This window comes from Glutamicibacter sp. NPDC088483 (assembly GCF_044753145.1).
Lineage (GTDB): Bacteria > Actinomycetota > Actinomycetes > Actinomycetales > Micrococcaceae > Glutamicibacter.
The window spans coordinates 148,870-169,417 of record NZ_JBIVMP010000007.1 but is presented as its reverse complement, the minus strand read 5'-3'; the positions used below and the strand labels follow the sequence as shown (position 1 = coordinate 169,417).

Genomic DNA, 20,548 nt, shown 5'->3' with positions numbered 1-20,548 from the left:
GGCGCCAATAGGCATTCAAAGCGCCTCGCTTATTCGACGCCGGAAAGCACGCAGAATTCGTTGCCTTCAGGATCAGCCATCACGATCCAGCTCTCGTCCTCCCGCTGGCCCACATCGGCGTAGCTGGCCCCCAAAGAGATCAGGCGATCAGCTTCTTCTTGCTGCTGGGCGTTTCGAGGACGCAGGTCCAGATGGAGGCGATTCTTGATGCTCTTGGTTTCGGGCACTTGCGCGAACGTCAATTTCAGCCCGCCCTGGCCTTGGGATTTGGACCCAATACTGACCAAGCCGGCTTCTTCTTCCAATACGTCATAATTCAGCGCTTCGCACCAGAACCTCGCCACCAGCATCGGGTTCGCGCAGTCGACGGCGATTTCGCTCAATACACTTGCCATAGTCTTACCTTGCCGAAAGATTGCTGAACAGTTGCCACGGATACTACCTGCCAGGTTCTAGCAATGCCGGTAAGCGCAAAAAAATAATGTCCCGGCTCATCGTTTTCACGATGAGCCGGGACATTACATTCGGCGGAGGATAGGGGATTTGAACCCCTGAGGGCGTTAACCCAACACGCGTTCCAGGCGTGCGCCATAGGCCGCTAGGCGAATCCTCCTCAGTTTGCTCCGTGGAGCAGGATCCAGCATATCTAAATTCTCGCTCAATCACGAATCGGACGTTTCCACGTTGCTTCCCAGCTCATTCTTGAGGCGTCAAACCCCTGAAATTCGGTCATTTTGCACCTTTTCACCATCCCGATCTTTTCTCCAAAGGCTGCCGTTTGAACGGATCAATACTGTAAACATGAGTAAAAGAGAGGTATTTCACAGCCAAGACGACCCTCGCCGACTGCCTATCAGCCCGCCCGGGGCAAGGAGTATCCCCGGAATCGATGGTCTTTGGGCCGCGAACCTGGACAAAGACAATCTCTTTACCCAGATCGCCGCTACCGCCATAAACCTTTATGACCAGTCGCCGGTCACTGCATCCGCCCAGGGCCTGGAGCGGCTGAAGACCATTGCCCGGCTGCACAGCATGCTGGATGCTGCCGAGGCAGCGGTGTTGGCCGATAGCTACGAATATTCGGTCGCCGAGACGATCAGCCACGGAACCCAAGAGCCGCTGCTGGATGACCCCGGCACAACGGAAGAAACAGCTGAAACTCATTCTGCCTACTTCTACGGTGTCAATCGCTCCGACGAGTCGCTGATCCGTTCTTCCTTTGTTGCCGAGGCATCGGTGGCAATGCGCTCCTCGGAAAAGAAAGTCCAGGACAAGTTGTTCTTCGCCGAAGGACTGCGCCATCTTTGCGCAGACACTTTGGACGCCCTGAGCGTCGGTGAGATCACGACCAGATCCGCGCAGGAGATCGTCAAGCACTCTCAGGATCTGGCACCCGAGGACGTGGCACTAATGCAACGAACCTTGCTGCCGATAGCGCGGCAGGCCGCTGACTCCGCGATAGCCCTACGTGCCAGGAAAATGCGTGAGCGATTGCATCCAAAGCCCATTGAAGAACGCCACAAGAAAGGTGCGGAGGACCGCAAGATCACCTATTGGCACGAGGCCAATGGAATGAGCGTGATTCAGCTGCATCTGCCGGTGGAAAAGGCGTTGGGCATTATCAATACGGTCAATTGGCATGCCGTACGCAATGTTGATCCAGCTGATAATCGGACCGAACAGCAACGACGGCTGGACATTGTTTGCGATGCGTTGCTCGATGGTTGGCCCGCAACCGAAGGGACCCCGCTCAAAGCTCGTGTAGCTGTCACGATTCCTGCGCTGGAAATGCTGGCCAACCCTAAACGCGCACTAGCTGACCTTGAGGGCTACGGGCCGATCCCAGTAGGGACAGCGCTGCTAATCGCAAAAGACGCCCCGTCTTTCATCAAGGTGCTCACCGATCCTTGGTCAGGGGCAGCTATAGACGTGGGCCGCGAAAAGTACCGTCCGTCCAAGGCGCTGCGTGATCTGCTGCGAAATCGGGATATCGTCTGCCGCTTCCCCGGGTGCAATCGGCCCGCCGAAGCATCCGAGATTGACCACATCGATGCATGGGCAAAGGGCGGGCACACCACGCGCAGCAATACGCATTTATTGTGCAAGCGGCATCAGATGTTCAAGCACGTGCTGGGATGGCAAGCCACCTATCTTCCGGACGGTTCAGTGAACTGGCGCTCCCCCAACGGCATGATTTGTGTTGAGCTTCCCGGCAGCGTCACCAGCGTCCAGAACTTCGACTTCGAGAAGGAGCAGACGCCCATGTTGCCTACCGTCCAGCTCAATGACCGCGTTCGACGCGTACTTGGGTGGCTAGAACCGCCTGAAGAAGCGACCGGCTGAGGACGAACAGCATTTTTGGTCAAGATCTCTGAGCCATGATTTGCAAGCTGAGAGCAAGCGCACGCCTGCCGATTTTCATCCAAGCGCCAACCTCGGGTAGTATTTTTGGTGACCCCTCGTGTGGTGTCATCCTGTTGAACTCCCCCAGGACCGGAAGGTAGCAAGGGTAGATGGGCTCTGGCAGGTGCATGAGGGGTCTTTTACTTTCTTACGCAAGCCGAATGGAGTCCACGTGGGCGCTGGCCGTTTCGCCCCTAGCCCTTCGGGGCCACTCCACCTTGGCAATTTGCGCACGGCCATCCTCGCTTGGCTTTTCGCCCGCTCCTCGCAACGCAAATTCCTACTGCGCATTGAAGACTTGGATCGTGTTCGTTCCGGCGCCGAAGCCACCCAAATTGCTGAATTATCGTCCTTGGGCCTTGATTTCAACGGCGAAATCCTCCGGCAGTCCGACCGCCTTCCGATTTATCTCCAGGCCGTTGAGCGGCTCAAGGCCCGCGGCTTGGTCTATGAATGCTTCTGCTCGCGCAAGGACATCGCCGAAGCCGGAAGTGCTCCGCATGCTGCGCCCGGCGCCTACCCGGGAACCTGCCGCGATCTGAGCGCCAGCGAACGCTCGGCTAAAGCACAGAACCGTCCAGCCGCCTTGCGACTGCGTTCAGAAGTGAACGAATTTTCTGTTCATGACGAACTATTCGGCGATTACACCGGTGCGGTAGATGATTTCGTCCTGATCCGCAACGATGGAGCTCCCGCCTACAACCTTGCGGTTGTCGTCGACGATGCGTTCTCAGGCATCGACCAGGTCGTGCGCGGAGATGATTTGCTCTCTTCTGCGCCGCGGCAGGCCTATCTGGCAACGCTACTGGGCTACACGGTCCCGGCCTACGCGCACGTACCGCTGGCACTGAACACCAAGGGCCAGCGCTTGGCTAAACGCGACGGTGCAGTAACACTCGAAGAGATCACCGAACAAGGTGTGCATCCAGCCAACGTTGTGGCGATTTTGCTAGAGTCATTGGGCTTGCCCAGCACAAGTTTGCAGGCAGCCCTGGAAGCTTTCGATCCGGCGAATCTGCCACGTGAACCGTGGACCGTCGAACCATTGAATATTGTCCAACAGCTGATGCCTAAAGCATCAGGCAACTGATAGGGAACCGGTGTGAGTACAGCGCTATATCGCAGATATCGTCCCGATACGTTTGGCGACGTTATCGGCCAGGAGCACGTTACTGCGCCCTTGATGACGGCGCTGGAGAAGAACCGCGTCAACCACGCCTACCTATTCTCCGGTCCGCGCGGTTGCGGCAAGACGACTTCTGCCCGCATTTTGGCCCGTTGCTTGAACTGCGAGCAGGGCCCTACGCCCGTTCCTTGCGGCACCTGCCCAAGCTGCGTGGACCTTGCCAATGGTGGCCCGGGTTCGCTGGATGTCATCGAGATTGACGCAGCCAGCCATGGCGGCGTCGATGATGCCCGCGATCTGCGCGAGCGCGCAACCTTCGCGCCGACTCGCGACCGCTACAAGATCTTCATCATCGATGAGGCCCACATGGTCACGGCGGCAGGCTTCAATGCCTTGCTGAAGATCGTTGAAGAGCCACCGGCGCACATCAAATTCATCTTCGCGACTACCGAGCCGGAAAAGGTCATCGGAACCATCCGCTCGCGTACCCACCACTACCCATTCCGCCTGGTTCCGCCAGAGGCATTGCTGGCGTACCTGCAAGTGCTCTGCGAACGCGAAAGCGTCGCGGTAGCCGAAGGCGTACTGCCACTGGTGATCCGTGCTGGCGGCGGGTCGGTCCGCGACACCCTTTCGGTGCTGGATCAGCTGATCGCTGGTGCCCGCGATGGCAACCTGGATTACGAGACGGCCATTGCACTGCTGGGCTATACCCACTCGACACTGCTCGATGAGGTCACCTTGTCGCTGCACGAATCCGATGGCGCTGGTCTGTTCGGTGCGATTGACCGCATCATCCAGACCGGTCTGGATCCCCGGCGCTTTGTTGAAGATGTGCTGGAGCGCTTCCGCGATCTGATCATCGCCAAGGCTATGCCAGAAGGCCTTGAGAAGATCTTGCGCGGCGTACCAGAAGACCAGCTTGAATCCCTTCGCTTGCAAGCTGGCTTGGTCGGTGCAGGCGAACTATCGCGATGGGCCGATGTCACCAACAAGGCCCTGAGCGAGATGACCGGCGCAACTTCGCCTCGTCTGCACCTGGAATTGCTGGCCGCGCGCTTGATGCTGCCCGGTTCGCAGAATTCCGACAGCGCTTTTGCCGCTCGGCTGGATCGGTTGGAGCGCCATGCGATGACCGGTGGAGCGCTGCCTGCGCTTGATGAGAACGACGCTGCAAGTGCTGGTGCCTCAATGAACGCCACTCCTAACCCGGGCGCCGCGCGTCAGGGTGCTGCCGCAGTACGCGAAGCCCTGGCCGCCGCCAAATCCCGTCGTGACGGTGCACCCGAACCGGCTGAAGCACAGGGCGAACCAGTGGCTGGCGAACAGGCCCCACAGGTTCAGCCAAATCATGCCCAGCCTCAACCGCAGGCTCCCGAGGCTCCAGCGCAAATGCAGCAGCCCGCGCAGCACGCAGAACCAGTTCAAGCTCAGCGCACCGAGCAGCCTCAAGAGACTCCACAGCCAGTACCTGCCCCGCAGGAAACACATCCCCAGCAGTCCGCGCCATCACAGCCACAGCCACAGCCACAGCCACAGCCACAGCCACAGCCACATGATGATGATCCAAATGCTCCGCTGGATCCAGGCGCGGCAGCGTCGCTGAACACTGGCGAAGCCGCTGACTGGGGCGCAACTTGGGGTCCAAAGGGCGAAAATTACTCGGTGACCACCGAGGTGCAGCCTGGTCCGAGTATTCCGGCAGCTCGTCCGGAAGGTGTGGCACCATTCAGCTTGGTCCCTGATCCTTCCAGCGGTGAAGACCTGTCATTCGGCACCGGGGTCTCCATTGATGACGTGAAGCAAAATCCTGCCATGGCCGAATTCGCACGTCGTGCGGCTGCCAACCGAACACCACAAGCACCGCAGTCGGCACAGCCGCAACAGGCACCAGAAGCTAGCCAGGCTGGCGTGGATGCCCAGCGCCATGCTGCCCACCAGGCGCAAGAACAAGCCCAACGCGAACAAGCTGAACGCGAAGCACAACAGCGCGCCGCACAAGAACAAACCCAACGCGAACAAGCTGAACGCGAAGCACAACAGCGCGCCGCACAAGAACAAGCCCAACGCGAACAAGCTGAACGCGAAGCACAACAGCGCGCCGCACAAGAACAAGCCCAACGCGCTCAAACACCGCAACAGCAACAGCAACAGCAACAGCAACAGCAACAGCAACAACAGGGTGCTCAGCAACCTCAACATGGTGCCCCTAGCGGGATGCCGCAGAGCCAGCCAGCACCACAGGACACCGGCTCACCGGTGGCGATGTTCCAGCAAGCGTGGCCAACGATCTTGCAGCAGTTGCAGGGCAGCTCGCGCGTCCTGCATTCCATGGTTGCCACCTATGGCTCTGTGGCAGGCTTCGATGGCCGCACCCTCACCTTGGCGTTCAGCAATACTGGCCCAATCGTGAATCTGCGCAACCGGCCGGATCTGATGAACACGCTGACCGGGGTTCTGTCCCAGGTCACCGGTGCACCGATCGAAGTGGTCCTCACCGAAGGCGGCTCCAACCCCAACGGTGGTGGTTCCCCAAAAGGTGAGCGCCGGCCAATCCCGGCGCCAACCCCAGCACCAACTAAGTTCACCAAGGCTGTAAGTTCTGCTGGGGCGGCCGCGCGCGCTGCGGCACGGGCCCAAGCTGCCGCTCCGGCACCGCAGCAGCGTCCGGTATCCGCTGTGCCAAGCTCGGCACCAGTCGCGCCTGCACCCCGCGCCCATGACGGGTACGACAGCTCCTACGATGACGTCCCGCCTCCAGCGGATGAACCCTACTTCGACGAGCCACCGTTCCCAGATGACCCGTACTACGTGCCAGCTGGTTCTGTTCCGGAAGCGCAGCAGGTGCAGCCGCAGCAACAGGCTCCGGTCCCGGCCGTGGCTCCGCAGCCGACCCCGGCAGCGCCAGCGCCGGCGGCTAGTGCACCACGGAGTTTCGGTGGGCCTCCGGTGGCTCCCAAGCCCCGGATGACTGCTGGCATGACGGCGCGCCAGGCTGAGGGCGGTGTTCCGAACATTGCACGTCCGGTTTCTTCGACACCGTTGCACCCGGAAAGCACCACCGATTCCTTCGGGAATCTAGCGGTTGGCGAATCCGAGCAGCAGGCTCCACAAGCTATGGCGCCATCAGCTCCATCGGTTCCGGAAGCCCCGGCGCCGCGGACTGCCCAAACGCAGCCGCAGGTCCGCCCCCAGCATCAGGAACAGCCTCGCCAGGAGCCGGCCGCACCGCTGCAAACCCCGGCAGCTCCGCAGCCGGCCCCTGTATCCGCTCCGGGATGGGGCGCTCCACAGGCTGAACCGGCACCGGATCCTGCGGACTCGGCACCGGCGGTCTCAGGCCGCATGAGCCGATACCAGCAGCTGATGGACCAGGCGAAGAACGCACCCAGTGCGCCGGCGCCTGCCCAGGCGGCGCGCGGCTGGGGCGGTCCTGCTTCGGCTCCCGCGCCTGCTCCGGTGCAAGAGCCCGAGGAATTTGTCCCGAGCGACGATGATATCGAGGTCGAGGATTCGGCACTGATCGGTGTTCCAGCCGTGGAACGCCTGCTCGGCGGCATGGTCATCGAGCAGCGCGACGTCAACGGGAATGTAGTGGAAATCAAACGAAGCTTGTAGCCGGCACCACGGCGAACTGTCGGAGTGAGACACTAGGGTGTACCACGGAACAATTTCACGGTATTGAAGCAAGCTAGAAAGTAGGCGCACGTGTACGAAGGTGCTGTACAGGAACTGATCGACGAGCTCGGTCGCTTGCCTGGCATCGGCCCGAAGTCGGCTCAGCGCATTGCTTTCCACATTCTAGACGCCGATGCCGAGGACATGACCCGGCTCGCCGCCTCGATCCAGCTGGTCAAGGAAAAGGTGAAGTTCTGCGAGATCTGCTTCAACATCTCGGAGCAGGAAACCTGCGCCATTTGCCGCGATGAACGCCGTGATGGCACCAAGATCTGCATCGTGGAGGAGTCCAAGGACGTCCTGGCCATTGAGCGCACCCGGGCGTTCTCCGGCAAGTACCACGTGCTCGGCGGTTCCATTAATCCGCTGGCAGGCATTGGCCCGGAACAGCTGCACATCCGCGAGCTGGTAACCCGCTTGGCCGATGACTCGATCACCGAACTGATCCTGGCCACCGACCCGAATCTCGAGGGCGAAGCCACCGCCGTGTACCTGGTGCGCGCGCTAGCCCCTTTGGGCATCCACATCACCCGGCTGGCTTCCGGCCTGCCGGTGGGCGGCGATCTGGAATACGCCGATGAAGTGACCCTGGCCCGCGCTTTCGAGGGACGTCGCGCTGCCGGCCGCACCGCGCCGGGTCCGGCCCGCGCCAAGTCCGAGAAGCAGGGATCCGAGGAGCAGGCGCCGCAAGATCAGTCCGGAGAACCTGCAGAAAAGCCGAAAGCCCAGCTATCCGAACCTCGCCTGCTGCACGTTGGCGGTGCGCCGGTTGCTTCCAGCAACGCTGGCGAAGGGCCTTCGCATCCGGTAGTTCCCGAGATGGATAACCGTCGCAGCCAGTAGTCCTGGTTGCCTTGGAACGCTCTGCACTCTTCCGGTTCGCCGGCTTGAGCGCAGGGCGTTTTTCTATGCCAGCACGGTGATGTGGGGTGAAACACGCTTAGTTGATAATAGTCAACTATCGCCGTATAGTTGATATCAATCAACCATTCAGGCCCTCTATGCCTGACCCTAAATTTTTGGAGCTTCCATGACCGCAACCGCACCGGTCGCCAAGCCCAAGATGACTCACCGCGAAATCCTCACTGCCCTCACGGGCATTTTGATGGGCATGTTCGTATCCATCTTGGCCAGCACCGTCGTTTCCAGCTCGCTGCCAGTGATCGTCTCCGATCTCAACGGCAGCCAGACCGCCTACACCTGGGTGGTCACCGCCACCTTGTTGGCGACCACCATCTCCACTCCGATCTGGGGCAAGCTCGCCGACCTGGGCAACCGCAAACTGCTGCTGCAGATCTCGCTCGGCATCTTCGTGCTGGCCTCGGCCGCCGCAGGTTTCTCGCAGGACACCAGCTTCCTGATCACCATGCGCGTTGTCCAGGGACTGGCCGGTGGCGGCGTTGGCGCCTTGGCGCAGATCGTCATGGCCGATTTCCTCTCCCCTCGCGAACGCGGAAAGTACATGGGCCTGTTCGGCGCTGTCATGGCCGTTGGAACCGTGGGCGGCCCGCTGATCGGCGGCTTCGTTACTGACACCATCAACTGGCGCTGGAACTTCTTCATCGCCCTGCCTTTCGCCATCGCTGCGGTCATCCTGATCCAGCGCACCTTGCACCTTCCGGCCATGGCCAAGCGCAAGGTCAAGATCGACTACTGGGGCATCGTCCTGCTTTCCTCCGGCGTCTCGCTGCTGCTGATCTGGATGTCGCTGGGCGGCTCGCAGTTCGAGTGGGCCTCGACGACCAGCTACCTGATGATTGCCGGTGCGGTAATCCTGCTGGCGCTGTTCATTCTGGTCGAAGCCAAGTCCTCCGAGCCGCTGCTGAGCCTGGGCCTGTTCAAGAACCGCACCTTCACCTTCGCGGTCATCGCATCGCTGGCCGTTGGCGTTTCGATGTTCGGCACCTCGGTGTTCCTCAGCCAGTACATGATCATGGCCCGTGGCGCATCAGCCACCATGGCCGGCCTGATGACCTTCCCGCTGATGGGCGGCCTGCTGGTCATCTCCACCATCGGCGGTGCGATGATCTCGCGCACCGGCAAGTGGAAGGCACTGGTTGTCACCGGTTCGGTGCTGATCGTCGTTGGGCTGTTCCTGCTGGGAACCATCCACTACGACACCAACTACGCGTTGGTCGCCGCCTACATGTTCATCCTCGGCGCCGGCATGGGCCTTGTCATGCAGAACATGGTGCTGGTCGTGCAGAACTCGGTCCACGTCAAGGAACTGGGTGTAGCCTCCTCGGCCGTGAACTTCTTCCGCACCTTGGGCGGCACTGCAGGTACCGCAGGCCTGGGCGCCATACTGGCGACCACTGTGCCGAACATGATCGCCGACCGGCAATCCGATTTGGCCGCAGCCCTGGCTTCCCTGGGCGACCAAGCCAAGGAGCTGACCGCAGCATTGGGATCGGGCACCCTGCCTTCAGTTGCAGCGATGCCTGAACCGGTCCGCGTGATCTTCGAGTCCATCTACGGCGACGCAGTGCCTTCGCTGTTCACCATTGCCGCTCCGCTGTCGCTGCTCATCGTCGTGGCTGTCTGCCTGATCCCCAACCAGTCGCTGAAGACCCAGACTGCAAGTGAACGCATGCAGGAGCTGGCTGCTGAGGACCAGGACGCAGCCAAGGCAGAAACGCCAGCTGGCAACTAGGAGATCCGGTGCAGGTTTCAAGCAAAGCCGAAGACGTTCCCGCCACTCAACGCCCCGATCTCTATGCGTCAGCCGAACAGGAATTATTTTCACTGATCGCGCTGACGACGCGTGCCAAGCGGGAACTGGCCACTCGGCTCGACAGCCGACTCACCCCGGGATACCTGCCCGTGCTCGGGATGATTCTGCGCAGCCAACGCATCACCCAGTCTGAAATCTGCGAACACTTGCTGGTCGATAAAGCTGCGCTATCGCGCATGATCACCAAGCTGGAACAGCTGGCGCTGGTCAAGCGTGAAGTCGACCCGGAAGACCGGAGGGTGTTCCACATCCTGCCTACCGAGCTTGCGGTTGAAAGGTGGCATGAATGCTTCCAAGGGTGGCGTACAGAGCTCCGCTCGCGCATGACCAATTGGGACAATGAGGATCTGTCGGCACTCATCGACCTCCTGAGCCGATTGAATTTGGAAATCAAGTCCCTCTAAAGCAGTCCAATCCCTGGCCGGTCTTCTCGGAATTACCGAGAAGACCGGCCAGGGGCTTTTAAAGCCCACTACATGCACCGGCAGTTCACGGCTTCGCACAGCGCCCTCGCTCACGGCCCATTCCCCGGCGCCAGACAGCGGCGCCGCGGCCACCTTGTTGTTGGAGCTTGCCAGGTTTCGGCACATGAGCACTTCACTGGGCAGGTCAGGGAAAATCGAAATCCGCACTGGTTCAAGAGTGGAAGGAATGGGCAGGCATCATGGATGCCGCGGGCCTGCGCGACATGACGCAGAACGAATGGATTCAGAGGCTGCTTCCGCTGATGCAGGACCCGCAGAAAAGCGGCAGGCTCCTGCGGGCCCGGCGCATCGCTTCGGAGTACCGACAGCTCCAAGTCCGCCCTAGACTGTCCTCATGGCAACAAAAAGCAGCAACCTCCCGGCCATCGCCAAGGCCACCGGCATTGAATGGGATCAGTGGTGCGCCAAACTGTGCGCTGGCGGAGCCGATCAACTTACGCACAGGCAGATAGCCGAACTGGCTTTCACCCACATGCCCCCAACCGTCGATACTCCGGGCTGGTGGGCTCAATCCGTGGCTGTAGCCTATGAGCAGCACATTGGCCGACGCCTGCCCGGCCAATCCCAAGACGGCACCTTCCAAGGTTCGGTGAGCAGCACCATCGATGCTGATTTGGATACCGCGCTGGAACGCTGGATCGCCTGCGTCCAGGGGCGCCAGGAGTTCAACGGCCACCAGCTTTCCGAACCTGCACGCACCAGCGGCTCAGAGCGATGGCGCTATTGGCGAGCTGATTTCAGCGACGGAACCAAGACACAGGTAGACATTGGCCTCAAAGGTGGAAAATCCTCGGTTGCCATAAACATTACTAAGGCTGGAACACCTGAACAGGTGTCTGGATGGAAGAGCTTTTGGCGACAAATTTTGGCTGAATTCAAGGGGTAGCCAGTGTTTTTCAACAACCTGCATTGAGGTTCCTAGGCAATATGACCAATGGTTACCTTCACAACTAGGACATGTCGCCCCGTAGCTGTCACAATATTTATCTGGTAGATGTCTCGCGCCACAGTTCCATCAAAAAGCACCGGCGGCGAGGCACAGCTTTCAACAGGTGGAGTGAGTGCCCATGGGCCTAATTGTTCAAAAGTTTGGCGGTTCTTCCGTTTCAGATGCCGAAGGCATCAAGCGTGTAGCGCGCCGAATTATTGATACTAAGTCCAAGGGCCATGACGTCGTTGTCGTTGTTTCCGCAATGGGCGACACCACCGATGACTTGCTAGACCTGGCAGGCCAGCTTACCGATGATGCACCAGCCCGCGAGATGGACATGTTGCTCTCCGCTGGCGAACGCATCTCGATGTCGCTGCTGGCGATGGCGATCAACCAGCTCGGCGAGCAGGCCGCTTCATTCACCGGCTCGCAGGCAGGATTGATCACCGACTCGACCCACGGCAAAGCCCGCATCATGGAGGTCTCCCCACAGCGCGTACGCCGTGCTATCGACCGCGGATTCATCGCCATCGTCGCTGGGTTCCAGGGCATGAGCAAGGAATCCAAGAACATCACCACCATGGGCCGTGGCGGCTCGGATACCACCGCCGTCGCGCTGGCCGCAGCTCTGGGCGCCGATGTCTGCGAAATCTACACCGACGTGGACGGCATCTACACCGCCGACCCGCGCGTGGTCGCCTCGGCCAAGAAGATCGAGAAGATCACCAGTGAAGAAATGCTGGAAATGGCCGCCAGCGGCTCGAAGATCTTGCACCTGCGTTGCGTGGAATACGCCCGCCGTTTCGGCGTGCCGCTGCACGTGCGCTCTTCATTCAGCACCAACGAGGGCACCTGGGTGCTCCCGGATCCCGAAGACAAAATCAAAATTCAAGAGGGAGAACCCTTGGAACAGCCAATCATCTCAGGTGTCGCCCACGACCACTCCGAAGCCAAGGTCACCATCATTGGCGTACCGGATATCCCCGGTAAAGCAGCACAGATTTTCGGCGTTATCGCCGCTGCGCAGGCCAATATCGACATGATTGTGCAGAACATCTCGACGCGCGGTTCGGGTGCCACCGATATCTCCTTCACCCTGCCGATGACCGAGACCAAGCATGTGCTTGAAGCACTGAACACCGCGAAGCCGGAGATCGGTTTCGAGGAAATCGAGCACAATGACGAGGTTGGCAAGCTCTCGTTGATCGGTGCCGGAATGCGCTCGAATCCAGGAGTCTCCTTCACCTTCTTCGAGGCCTTGCACCGCGCGGGCGTGAACGTGGACATGATCTCCACTTCAGAGATCCGCATCTCCGTGGTCACCGACGCCGACAAGCTCAACGATGCAGTACGCGCTATCCACACCGCGTTCGATCTGGATACCGATGTGGAAGCCACCGTCTACGGCGGCACCGGCCGCTAAGCGCCGCCAAGCTGATAGGGAGAACGCCTGCGAAACAATTACTGTTTCGCAGGCGTTCTCCCTATTAACTGCTATTTATTCGGTTCCAGTGTCTTGGTATAGACGATTTCGCCCAAGCCATTGCGCAGCGTGACGGTGAACAGGTCCTGCTCATCGAGGTCGACGTGGCCGAAGAACTGGCCCTTGCCATCGCGCGGCGACTGGTTGGTGGTGCCAGCCAGCGAGAAGTCCACGCGTGGACCGAAAGTGCCATCCATTTGGTTCGGCCCGAAAGAACCGGCATTGACTGGACCGGCCACGAATTCCCAGAACTCATTGAACTCGCTGAAGGCTGCACGCTCTGGAGAGTAGTGGTGCGCCGCGCAATAGTGCACATCCGCGGTCAGGAAGACGACATTCTTGATGCCGCGGTCCTTGATGGCCTTGAGCAGGCGGGCAAGTTCCAGCTCGCGGCCTAGTGGTGCGCCGTGGTCTGCGTTGGAAATTGATTCCTGCGCCTTGCCGTCCGGAACAATGATGCCCAGCGGCAGGTCGTTGAGAATGACTTTCCAAGTTGCCTTGGACTTGGCCAAGGAATCGACTAGCCAATTCAGCTGCTCTTCGCCGAGAATTGAAGTGGACTTCTCTTCCATTCCGGTGGTGTTCTCGGACTTGTAGCTGCGCATGTCCAATGCGAACAGGTCCATTGCTGGACCACGCGAGATTTTGCGGTAGATGCGTGCCGCCTCGAATCCGGTGCCTGCGCGCATGGCGCGCGGGTCGGCGATCGGCTGGTATTCCTGCCAGGCCTGGCGGCCACGGGCGGCAAGGGTGTTGATATCGCGCACCGTGTAGCGCTCATCTTCGAGGACCTCACCCGGCCACCAGTTGTTATGGGTCTCGTGATCATCCCACTGGGCAATCACCGGAACCTCTGAATACATGGCACGCACATTGTGGTCCATCAGGTTGTAGCGGTGCCGCCCACGGTACTCGGCCAGGGTCTCGGCCACCTTGGAGACTTCCTCGGTGACCAAGTTGCGCCAGATCTGGCCGTCCGGTTCCACAACTTCTGCGGCAATCGGACCGTCGGCGTAGATGGTGTCGCCGCTGTGCACGAAGAAGTCCGGCTTGGTTGCATGCATGGCCGCGTAGGCGCGCATGCCACCGATTTCTTCGTTGATGCCCCAGCCCTGGCCAGCGGTGTCGCCGGACCACACAAAACTCTGGGCACGGGAGGCGTCGTGGTTGCGGCGACCGGTCAACGCCGGTGCGGTGCTGAACCAGCCGTTCTGAGTCTCGCCAAGGGTGCCGTTATCGTCCTCGAAACCGATGCTGACTGCGAAACGGGTACCGGCAGGCAGATGCTCGGCATTGATCTTTGCAGTGAAGTCAGTGGCCTCGCGGGCGTAGGCACCGCGCAAAGTCTTGGCGAAGGATCCACGGCCGCGGATGATTTCCCCTGCTTCGTCCACCGCACGCAGCTGCGCGCGCAAGCGGCCTTCCCCGGAGCTGCGAGCCCAGAGTACGGCATTGCTGGCAGAGACATCCCCCATGGAAAATCCGCTGGTCAATCCCAGGCGGGAACGCACGAGTCGGGGACTGCTGGAAGCCAGCGCTGCTCCAGTGGGCCCAACCAAGGTCAATGCACCTGCGCCAATGGCGCCGGTGAGCAATTTGCGTCGCGAAATATTATTCATGGGATTCAGTGTTCACGACTTGATCAGCCATTTCCTTGAGCCCAGATGAACACCAAGAGAAATCATTCGTGTCCAGTCCACGCCACGAATCCAGAGATCCTGAACTCCAAAGCACGCCCATTACTGGCAGACTGGAAAAATGAGTTCACCTCAAGTCATTTCTGGCCCGCCGTCCGCTGGCCACCCAATTCCTCCAGCTGCGCGCACTGCAGCCGGCCAGGCGGAAATCGAGGGTATCTGGCAGAACGCATTAGGCGGGATAACATACCGGATTGGACAGGGCGAGCAGATGCGCTTCGCCAAGTGGTCGCCGGGATACCCTCCCGCAGAGGACGGCGATCTCCTGGCTGAAGCCCTGCGCATGCGGTGGGCGGGAGAATTCATCAGAGTCCCCGAAGTGCTCAGCTGCGGACAGCATGCTGACGGCCAGCTGCTCGTCACGGCAGCATTGCCCGGGCACAGTGCAGTCAGCGAGCTTGGCAAAAGCGATCCGGCGCGATCCGCGTATGCAGTGGGCGCCGGTCTGCGCCACCTGCACGATCGGCTGCCGGTCGACCAGTGCCCCTTCAGCTGGGATCTGGAATCCCGCATCCAGCACCTGCCTGCCCAGGAGCAAGCTGCTTTGCTGGCTGAAATCCCGGAGCTTGATCTTGTGGTCTGCCATGGCGATGCTTGCCTGCCCAACACGATCATCACCGATAGCCATGATTTCAGCGCGCATGTGGATATGGGGAAATTGGGTGTCGGAGACCGCTGGGCGGATCTCGCCGTTGCCGCATGGAGCACCGAGTGGAATTACGGGCCTGGTTTCGAACAGCATGTCTACGCCGGGTACGGAATCGAACCCGATGAGCGGAAGGTGTCGTTCTACCGAAAGGTCTGGGACGCAACCTAGGAGGCCGAGCCGCTAGCGTGCCACGTAACGGTGCTCGGGACGGCCACGAGTTCCGTATCCAAGCTGCAGCTCCAGGGATTCATTGGCCACCAGCGCCGCCAAATACCGTTGCGCTGTCGCACGGGCAACCCCAATTGCCTCCGCGACCTCGGCGACGCTCATGGGTTCGGTAGCATCCTTGACGCAGGAAAGAACTGCCTGCTCGGTGGGGGCGGCACCCACCGATGCGTTGGTTTCTTCGCCCCCTTGAAGCGCCCGGTACAACCGGTCCACGCCCTGCTGGTTGAACTCCGCGGTCCCGGTCAATTGGCGACGATAGCGAGCCCAGCCTTTGAGCTTGGCGGCCAGGGTCTTGGCCTCAAAGGGCTTGATGATGAACGCCAGTGCGCCCGAGCGCAGCGCTTTGTCAATATTCTTCGGTTCAATCGCCGCGGAAATCATGATCGCATCAACATCGAGTTCTCTCAACAGCTCGATTCCACTGACATGCGGCAGGTAGAGATCCAGCAATACCAAATCAGGTTTCAGGCTCTGCACCATTTTGGGCACAACACGCGGATCCTGCACAGGCTCCAGGGCCTGGAACCCGGGGATGGCGTTGACCATCTCAGCGTGCAGCTCTCCTACCCGGAAATCGTCATCGACAATTAGCACCCGGTAGTTGCCGCTGGAATTCTCGCTCAATGTTGCGCTCCTTCAATCTCGTCGTTTTCCGTATTGGCTGGCTCCACCAGTACCGCCGGCAATCTTGCTGCGATAACTGCCCCGGAACCATCCGTCCCGCGGTCCGCTATCCAGACGTCCCCGCTGCGGGCTTGGGCGAGCCGTCTGATCAGCGGCAATCCGACGCCATGGCCATGATCGCCACCCAGATGTGACCCGGTGCTGACGTCCCGGGCGAAGATATCCTCGTCGGTGGTAATGCCGGGTCCAGAATCGGCCACGGCGATGTGCAAGGTGTTCCCTTCGGAGAGCAAGTCGATTTCCACCCAGGGTTCTGCATCTGTGCAAAGAGCTGCCGTGAAGGCGTTATCCAGCAGATTCCCCAGGACTGCGGTGGCGTCTTGGGCATCGTGGGCCGAGGCGATGTGTCCGAAAAGCATGGATTGGGCAGACACTCTCAGTTCTATGCCTTGTTCGTGGGCGCGCACCGCCTTCGCCGAAATAAACGCCGAGAGGTAAGCGTCCTGGATGGCCTCCAGCCCGGGAACCCGAGCGATCTTCGGCCCGGATTCCATCACCTCACGCAGGTAGTCTTCTGCCTGTTCGATCTTGCCCAAGTTGATCAGCCCGAGGACTGCGTGCATTCGGTTGGCGAATTCATGGCGCTGGGCGCGCAGCGCATCGGCCATGTCCTGGACTGCATCGAGTTTGGTTCCCAACGCTTCAAGGGTGGTGACATCATGGAGCAGCACGACCAGTCCGAGGTCCACTCCGTCACGGTCGACCTTGGTCACGCGGGCTATGAGCGAGTTGCCATTGGCCGCAAAGCGCACCGGTGCCGGGTCGCATTCCTTGATCGCCCTGACCAGCCGGTGATCCAAACCAGCGGATTCAAAGTGGCGGCCGACCACGTCCTCCAATTCGGTGCGGTGCGGCAGTCCCAGCAATTGCCTGGCGGCCCTGTTGCGCACGGTAATCCGGCTATCGGCGCCAATGCCCATGACACCTTCGGTAACACCGTAGAGCACGGCCTGCTGGTCCCTGACAAGCTGGGCAATTTCGGCCGGTTCCAGCCCAAGGGTCTGGCGCTTCAAACGGCGTACGGTGACTCGTCCGGCAAGCACTGCCAAGGCTGCGCAAATCGCCGCAAACAATACAATCCAGGCGAAGGACCCAAGCAGTGCCCCGGTCAAGGAGTCAGTGGTCACGCCCACGGAAACCTCTCCGATGACCGCACCCGCGGTACTGTAGACCGGGACCTTGGCGCGCACCGATTCACCAAGGGTTCCGTGTTCCCGGGAGACCGCTTCAATGCCTTCCAGCGCCACCGGGTCAGTAGAAACCATTTGGCCCAGTTCCTCGGGGTTCGGATGGCTCAAGCGCAGTCCGCGGTCCTCGGTAATCACCACGAAATACGCTTGCTCTTGCCCAATGACAGCGTTTGCCAGTTGCTGCAGTTTTCCATCGGCGAGCGCCTTGGCATCCAGCTCGTCCAGCTTTGCATAGTGCGAGACCTGTTCAACTACTTCCGGCAAGACGGCCACCGAACGAGCTATGGTCAGCGAGGTATCCTCGGCTTTCGAATAGACGCGGTCATAGCTGGCGAAAAGCGTTCCGGCGGTAACGAGAACAATCAGAACACCTACGACCAGGAATTGAAGTCGCATGATGCGTGATGCGAAATGCCGGGTGCCGGCGCCAGAACGGAACATGCCACCCAGCATAAACCCATCTTTCCACTCTCGTGATTTTAATGAGCAAAAAGTTGGCAAAGAACTTAAGCCTTCAACAATAAGCACAAGACGCGCAAAGTGAGCACCGACACGTACCTTGAATGGGTGCCCCTCCTAGCTTGTGGGGACTAAGGATTCACTCACACTGAAATGGAGGTCGGGTCAATGCTCGTTGTACTCGGATTCCTCATGGTCGCCACCTTCATGGTGCTGATCATGACAAAACGCATGACGCCGCTGCTGGCATTGATTCTGGTTCCAACCATCTTCGGCTTGTTCACCGGTGCTGGATTCGGCCTTGGCGACATGGTCATGGACGCGGTCAAGGACATGTCCAGTACCGCAGCCCTGCTGATGTTCGCCATCATGTACTTCGGCATCATGATCGACGTCGGCTTGTTCGACCGATTGGTCTCCGGCATCCAGAAGCTAGTGGGCAACGACCCCGCCAAGGTCGTCATGGGCACTTCGCTGCTCACCGGCGTAATTTCCCTCGATGGCGATGGCTCGACCACCTTCATTGTGGTTACCGCGGCTCTGCTGCCGATCTACCAGCGCCTGGGCATGAGCCCAGTGGTCCTGACCTGCGTTGCAGGCCTGACCAATGGCACGCTGAACATCGTTCCCTGGGGCGGCCCAACGGCCCGCGCGGCAGCGGCACTTGGCGTTGACGCCTCGGAAATCTTCGTGCCGATGCTCCCTGCGCTGGGAATTTCCCTCATTGTCATTGCCCTGTTCGCATGGCAGATGGGCGTATCCGAACGCCGCCGCTTGCAGCGCGAGCGTCCGGAAATCTGGGGCACCGAACTCGGTGGCGGCAACGTTTCCACCCCAACCGGAGGAAAGAGCCCTGCTGGCACTTCCCCTGCCGGAGGCAACCTGGCCGTACTGGAATCCGTGGCTCGCAAGGGCGATGGCACCGAAGCTTCCACCTTGGACGGCACCGTCCTGGATCCGGATCGCGAGACCCTGCGCCCCAAGACCTTCTACTTCAACCTGGCACTGACCGTCGCCATCATGGTGCTGCTGGTAGTCGATGTCACTCCGTTGCCCTACCTGTTCATGGTGGGTACCGCGATCGCCTTGATCGTCAACTTCCCCAAGGTCTCCGACCAGGTGAAGATGATCGCCGCGCACTCCAGCGAAATCATTGCCGTGGTCTCCATGGTGCTCGCCGCGGCAGTGCTCACCGGCGTGCTCTCCGGCACCGGCATGGTTGATGCCATGAGCCAGTGGCTGGTGGATGTCATTCCTACCTCCATGGGTCCATACATGGCAGTACTGACCGGGCTGATTTCGATTCCAGCTACCTTCCTCATGAGCAATGACGCCTTCTACTTCGGCGTCTTGCCAGTTCTCGCCGAAGCCGGCGCGCATTTCGGTGTACCAGCGGTGGATATGGCTCGCGCCTCCATCACCGGACAGCCAGTGCACATGCAGTCTCCGCTCGTTCCAGCCATCTTGCTGCTGGTGTCGCTCTCTCGTGTGGACTTGGGCGATCACCACAAAAAGGTGCTGTGGCGTGCGTTGGTGGTCTCCTTGGTCATGCTCGCTTCGGGCATGCTCCTTGGTGTCATCCACATGGGCTAACGCCCCAGGACCAAAGGTCCGTCGTCAGCCAGGCTCCGTGCCACCCGGACATTTCCAAGCGGGTGGCACGGAGTCCGGTGTTTAACCCGGGCTGACCCTGTTGGCAGCCCGCCGGAGGCTGCCGCATGCAGCTATTCGAGCATTGACCATCTGCACAGGGCGCCGGTTCAGCAAGCACAGTTTCCCGTGAAAAACTGGAGGCAGGGCAAGACGTGCACAGCGCGTGCTTCCCCTGGACCGGATGGACACGCCACTGGGCCACACCGCGAATTCAACCGTCTTCTCCCGACGCAAAGGAAGGCTCCAGCGCATGGAAAGAGAACCTCTGGACAACAGCATCTCCCTAGCCCAGCTCGAAGCGGTTGTCATGATTGTGGACTATGGTTCCTTCACCGCCGCCGCGGATATCCTTGGCATCTCCCAGCCCTCCTTGTCCCGGCGCATTAGCGCGCTGGAGCGCACTCTTGGCATGCCCGTGTTCCGGGCCGCTGGAAGGGACATGGTGCTGACCGAGGTTGGCCGGAGCATCATTCCTGCCGGCCGCCGCGCACTGCGTGAAGTCGCCGCGATCGGAACCATCGCCTCCTCCACGCGTGCATTGGCCACCGGATCCCTGCGCATCGCGGGGTTGCCCTCCCTGGTTGGAGGAATCATGCCCGAGTACATCGGCCCCTTCCATCGCCAGCACCCCGGTGTCCGGATAGAGATCCTGAGCGTGGAGGACGACGAGCAGCTTGCCGATGCGCTTCGCCTGAATCGTGCCGATGTGGCTTTTGGCGTGAACGAGCGCATCCCCGCGGACCTCATCGGCAAATCCCTGCGCGATCAGCAATTCTCGGCCGTCGTATCCGAGGATACCGAGGTGGACCCGGACACTGGGCTAAGCCCTGAATTGCTCAATTCCCTGACTCTGGCCACCCTCCCCCAGGGCACCTCGATTCGCAAGATCACCGACGAAGTTTACCGGAGCTTGAAGGCCACCGCTCCGCGGCTCATCACCACAACGCAACGCGACGCATTGGTCCATCTGGGCATCGCCGCCGGCGGCATCACCTTGGTTCCACGGATCATGGCCAGCACCGCCGTGATCTTCGGCGGCAAGCAGGTCCCGCTGAGCTTGCCAGCCAGCAGGCCCCTGGGCGTCATCTACCGCCGCGAAGAATACCGTAATCCGGCGCTGGGCGAATTCCTCGAATACCTCTGAGACA

At 60.4% G+C, this 20,548-nt stretch carries 14 protein-coding genes, 1 tRNA gene, 1 other RNA gene and 1 pseudogene; 12 read left to right on the top strand and 5 right to left on the bottom strand.

Annotated features, from left to right (window positions below; genetic code table 11):
- Positions 1-29: 29 nt before the first annotated feature.
- Positions 30-395, bottom strand: a complete 366-nt coding sequence (locus ACIP6G_RS15535; RefSeq protein WP_365943029.1) for a VOC family protein — start codon at positions 393-395, stop codon at positions 30-32.
- 133 nt (positions 396-528) lie between these two features.
- Positions 529-613 (bottom strand) — tRNA-Ser (locus ACIP6G_RS15530).
- An 89-nt stretch (positions 614-702) separates the two neighbouring features.
- Here ACIP6G_RS15530 and ACIP6G_RS15525 point away from each other — a divergent pair.
- The 9 genes and pseudogenes from ACIP6G_RS15525 (at position 703) to ACIP6G_RS15485 (ending at position 12,780) form a co-directional block, all read left to right on the top strand.
- The gene (locus ACIP6G_RS15525; RefSeq protein WP_400291193.1) at positions 703-2,343 is read left to right on the top strand and encodes a DUF222 domain-containing protein; all 1,641 of its coding nucleotides are present in this window, start codon (positions 703-705) and stop codon (positions 2,341-2,343) included.
- 107 nt (positions 2,344-2,450) lie between these two features.
- An RNA gene (gene ffs / locus ACIP6G_RS15520) (signal recognition particle sRNA small type) lies at positions 2,451-2,547 on the top strand.
- A gap of 28 nt (positions 2,548-2,575) precedes the next feature.
- On the top strand, positions 2,576-3,493 hold the full coding sequence (gluQRS, locus tag ACIP6G_RS15515; protein WP_400291191.1) for a tRNA glutamyl-Q(34) synthetase GluQRS: 918 nt from the start codon (positions 2,576-2,578) through the stop codon (positions 3,491-3,493).
- A gap of 12 nt (positions 3,494-3,505) precedes the next feature.
- Positions 3,506-7,147, top strand: a complete 3,642-nt coding sequence (locus tag ACIP6G_RS15510) for a DNA polymerase III subunit gamma and tau (protein WP_400291189.1) — start codon at positions 3,506-3,508, stop codon at positions 7,145-7,147.
- A gap of 90 nt (positions 7,148-7,237) precedes the next feature.
- Positions 7,238-7,828 (top strand): annotated as a pseudogene (gene recR, locus ACIP6G_RS15505) (recombination mediator RecR); the annotation flags it as partial.
- 409 nt (positions 7,829-8,237) lie between these two features.
- A complete protein-coding gene (locus ACIP6G_RS15500) occupies positions 8,238-9,860 on the top strand; it encodes an MFS transporter (protein WP_105657996.1) in 1,623 nt (540 codons plus the stop codon).
- Between the two features lie 8 nt (positions 9,861-9,868).
- Positions 9,869-10,345, top strand: coding sequence for a MarR family winged helix-turn-helix transcriptional regulator (locus tag ACIP6G_RS15495; RefSeq protein ID WP_400291186.1), 477 nt, complete (start codon positions 9,869-9,871; stop codon positions 10,343-10,345).
- Positions 10,346-10,760: 415 nt separating this feature from the next.
- Positions 10,761-11,312 carry a hypothetical protein gene (locus ACIP6G_RS15490; protein ID WP_400291184.1) on the top strand — a complete coding sequence of 184 codons (552 nt, stop codon included), beginning with the start codon at positions 10,761-10,763 and terminating at the stop codon, positions 11,310-11,312.
- Between the two features lie 181 nt (positions 11,313-11,493).
- The gene (locus tag ACIP6G_RS15485) at positions 11,494-12,780 is read left to right on the top strand and encodes an aspartate kinase (RefSeq protein ID WP_105657993.1); all 1,287 of its coding nucleotides are present in this window, start codon (positions 11,494-11,496) and stop codon (positions 12,778-12,780) included.
- 71 nt (positions 12,781-12,851) lie between these two features.
- Here ACIP6G_RS15485 and ACIP6G_RS15480 read toward each other — a convergent pair whose 3' ends face one another.
- Positions 12,852-14,459, bottom strand: a complete 1,608-nt coding sequence (locus ACIP6G_RS15480) for an alkaline phosphatase D family protein (protein WP_400291182.1) — start codon at positions 14,457-14,459, stop codon at positions 12,852-12,854.
- Between the two features lie 139 nt (positions 14,460-14,598).
- Here ACIP6G_RS15480 and ACIP6G_RS15475 point away from each other — a divergent pair, with 139 nt between their 5' ends.
- Positions 14,599-15,354: a phosphotransferase gene (locus ACIP6G_RS15475; protein ID WP_400291180.1), complete on the top strand. Its 756-nt coding sequence runs from the start codon at positions 14,599-14,601 to the stop codon at positions 15,352-15,354.
- A gap of 12 nt (positions 15,355-15,366) precedes the next feature.
- On the opposite strand, the gene ACIP6G_RS15470 is transcribed toward ACIP6G_RS15475, so the two are convergent.
- Positions 15,367-16,038 (bottom strand): response regulator, encoded by a 672-nt coding sequence (locus ACIP6G_RS15470; protein WP_105657990.1) that lies wholly within the window; start codon positions 16,036-16,038, stop codon positions 15,367-15,369.
- Complete coding sequence (locus ACIP6G_RS15465) at positions 16,035-17,729, bottom strand: ATP-binding protein (RefSeq protein WP_400291178.1); 1,695 nt, start codon at positions 17,727-17,729, stop codon at positions 16,035-16,037. The genes ACIP6G_RS15470 and ACIP6G_RS15465 overlap by 4 nt, the downstream gene beginning before the upstream one ends.
- Positions 17,730-17,915: 186 nt before the next feature.
- On the opposite strand from ACIP6G_RS15465, the gene ACIP6G_RS15460 reads away from it, so the two are divergent.
- The gene (locus ACIP6G_RS15460) at positions 17,916-19,340 is read left to right on the top strand and encodes a CitMHS family transporter (RefSeq protein WP_105657989.1); all 1,425 of its coding nucleotides are present in this window, start codon (positions 17,916-17,918) and stop codon (positions 19,338-19,340) included.
- A gap of 310 nt (positions 19,341-19,650) precedes the next feature.
- Positions 19,651-20,544 carry a LysR family transcriptional regulator gene (locus ACIP6G_RS15455; RefSeq protein ID WP_332730626.1) on the top strand — a complete coding sequence of 298 codons (894 nt, stop codon included), beginning with the start codon at positions 19,651-19,653 and terminating at the stop codon, positions 20,542-20,544.
- Positions 20,545-20,548 lie beyond the last annotated feature (4 nt).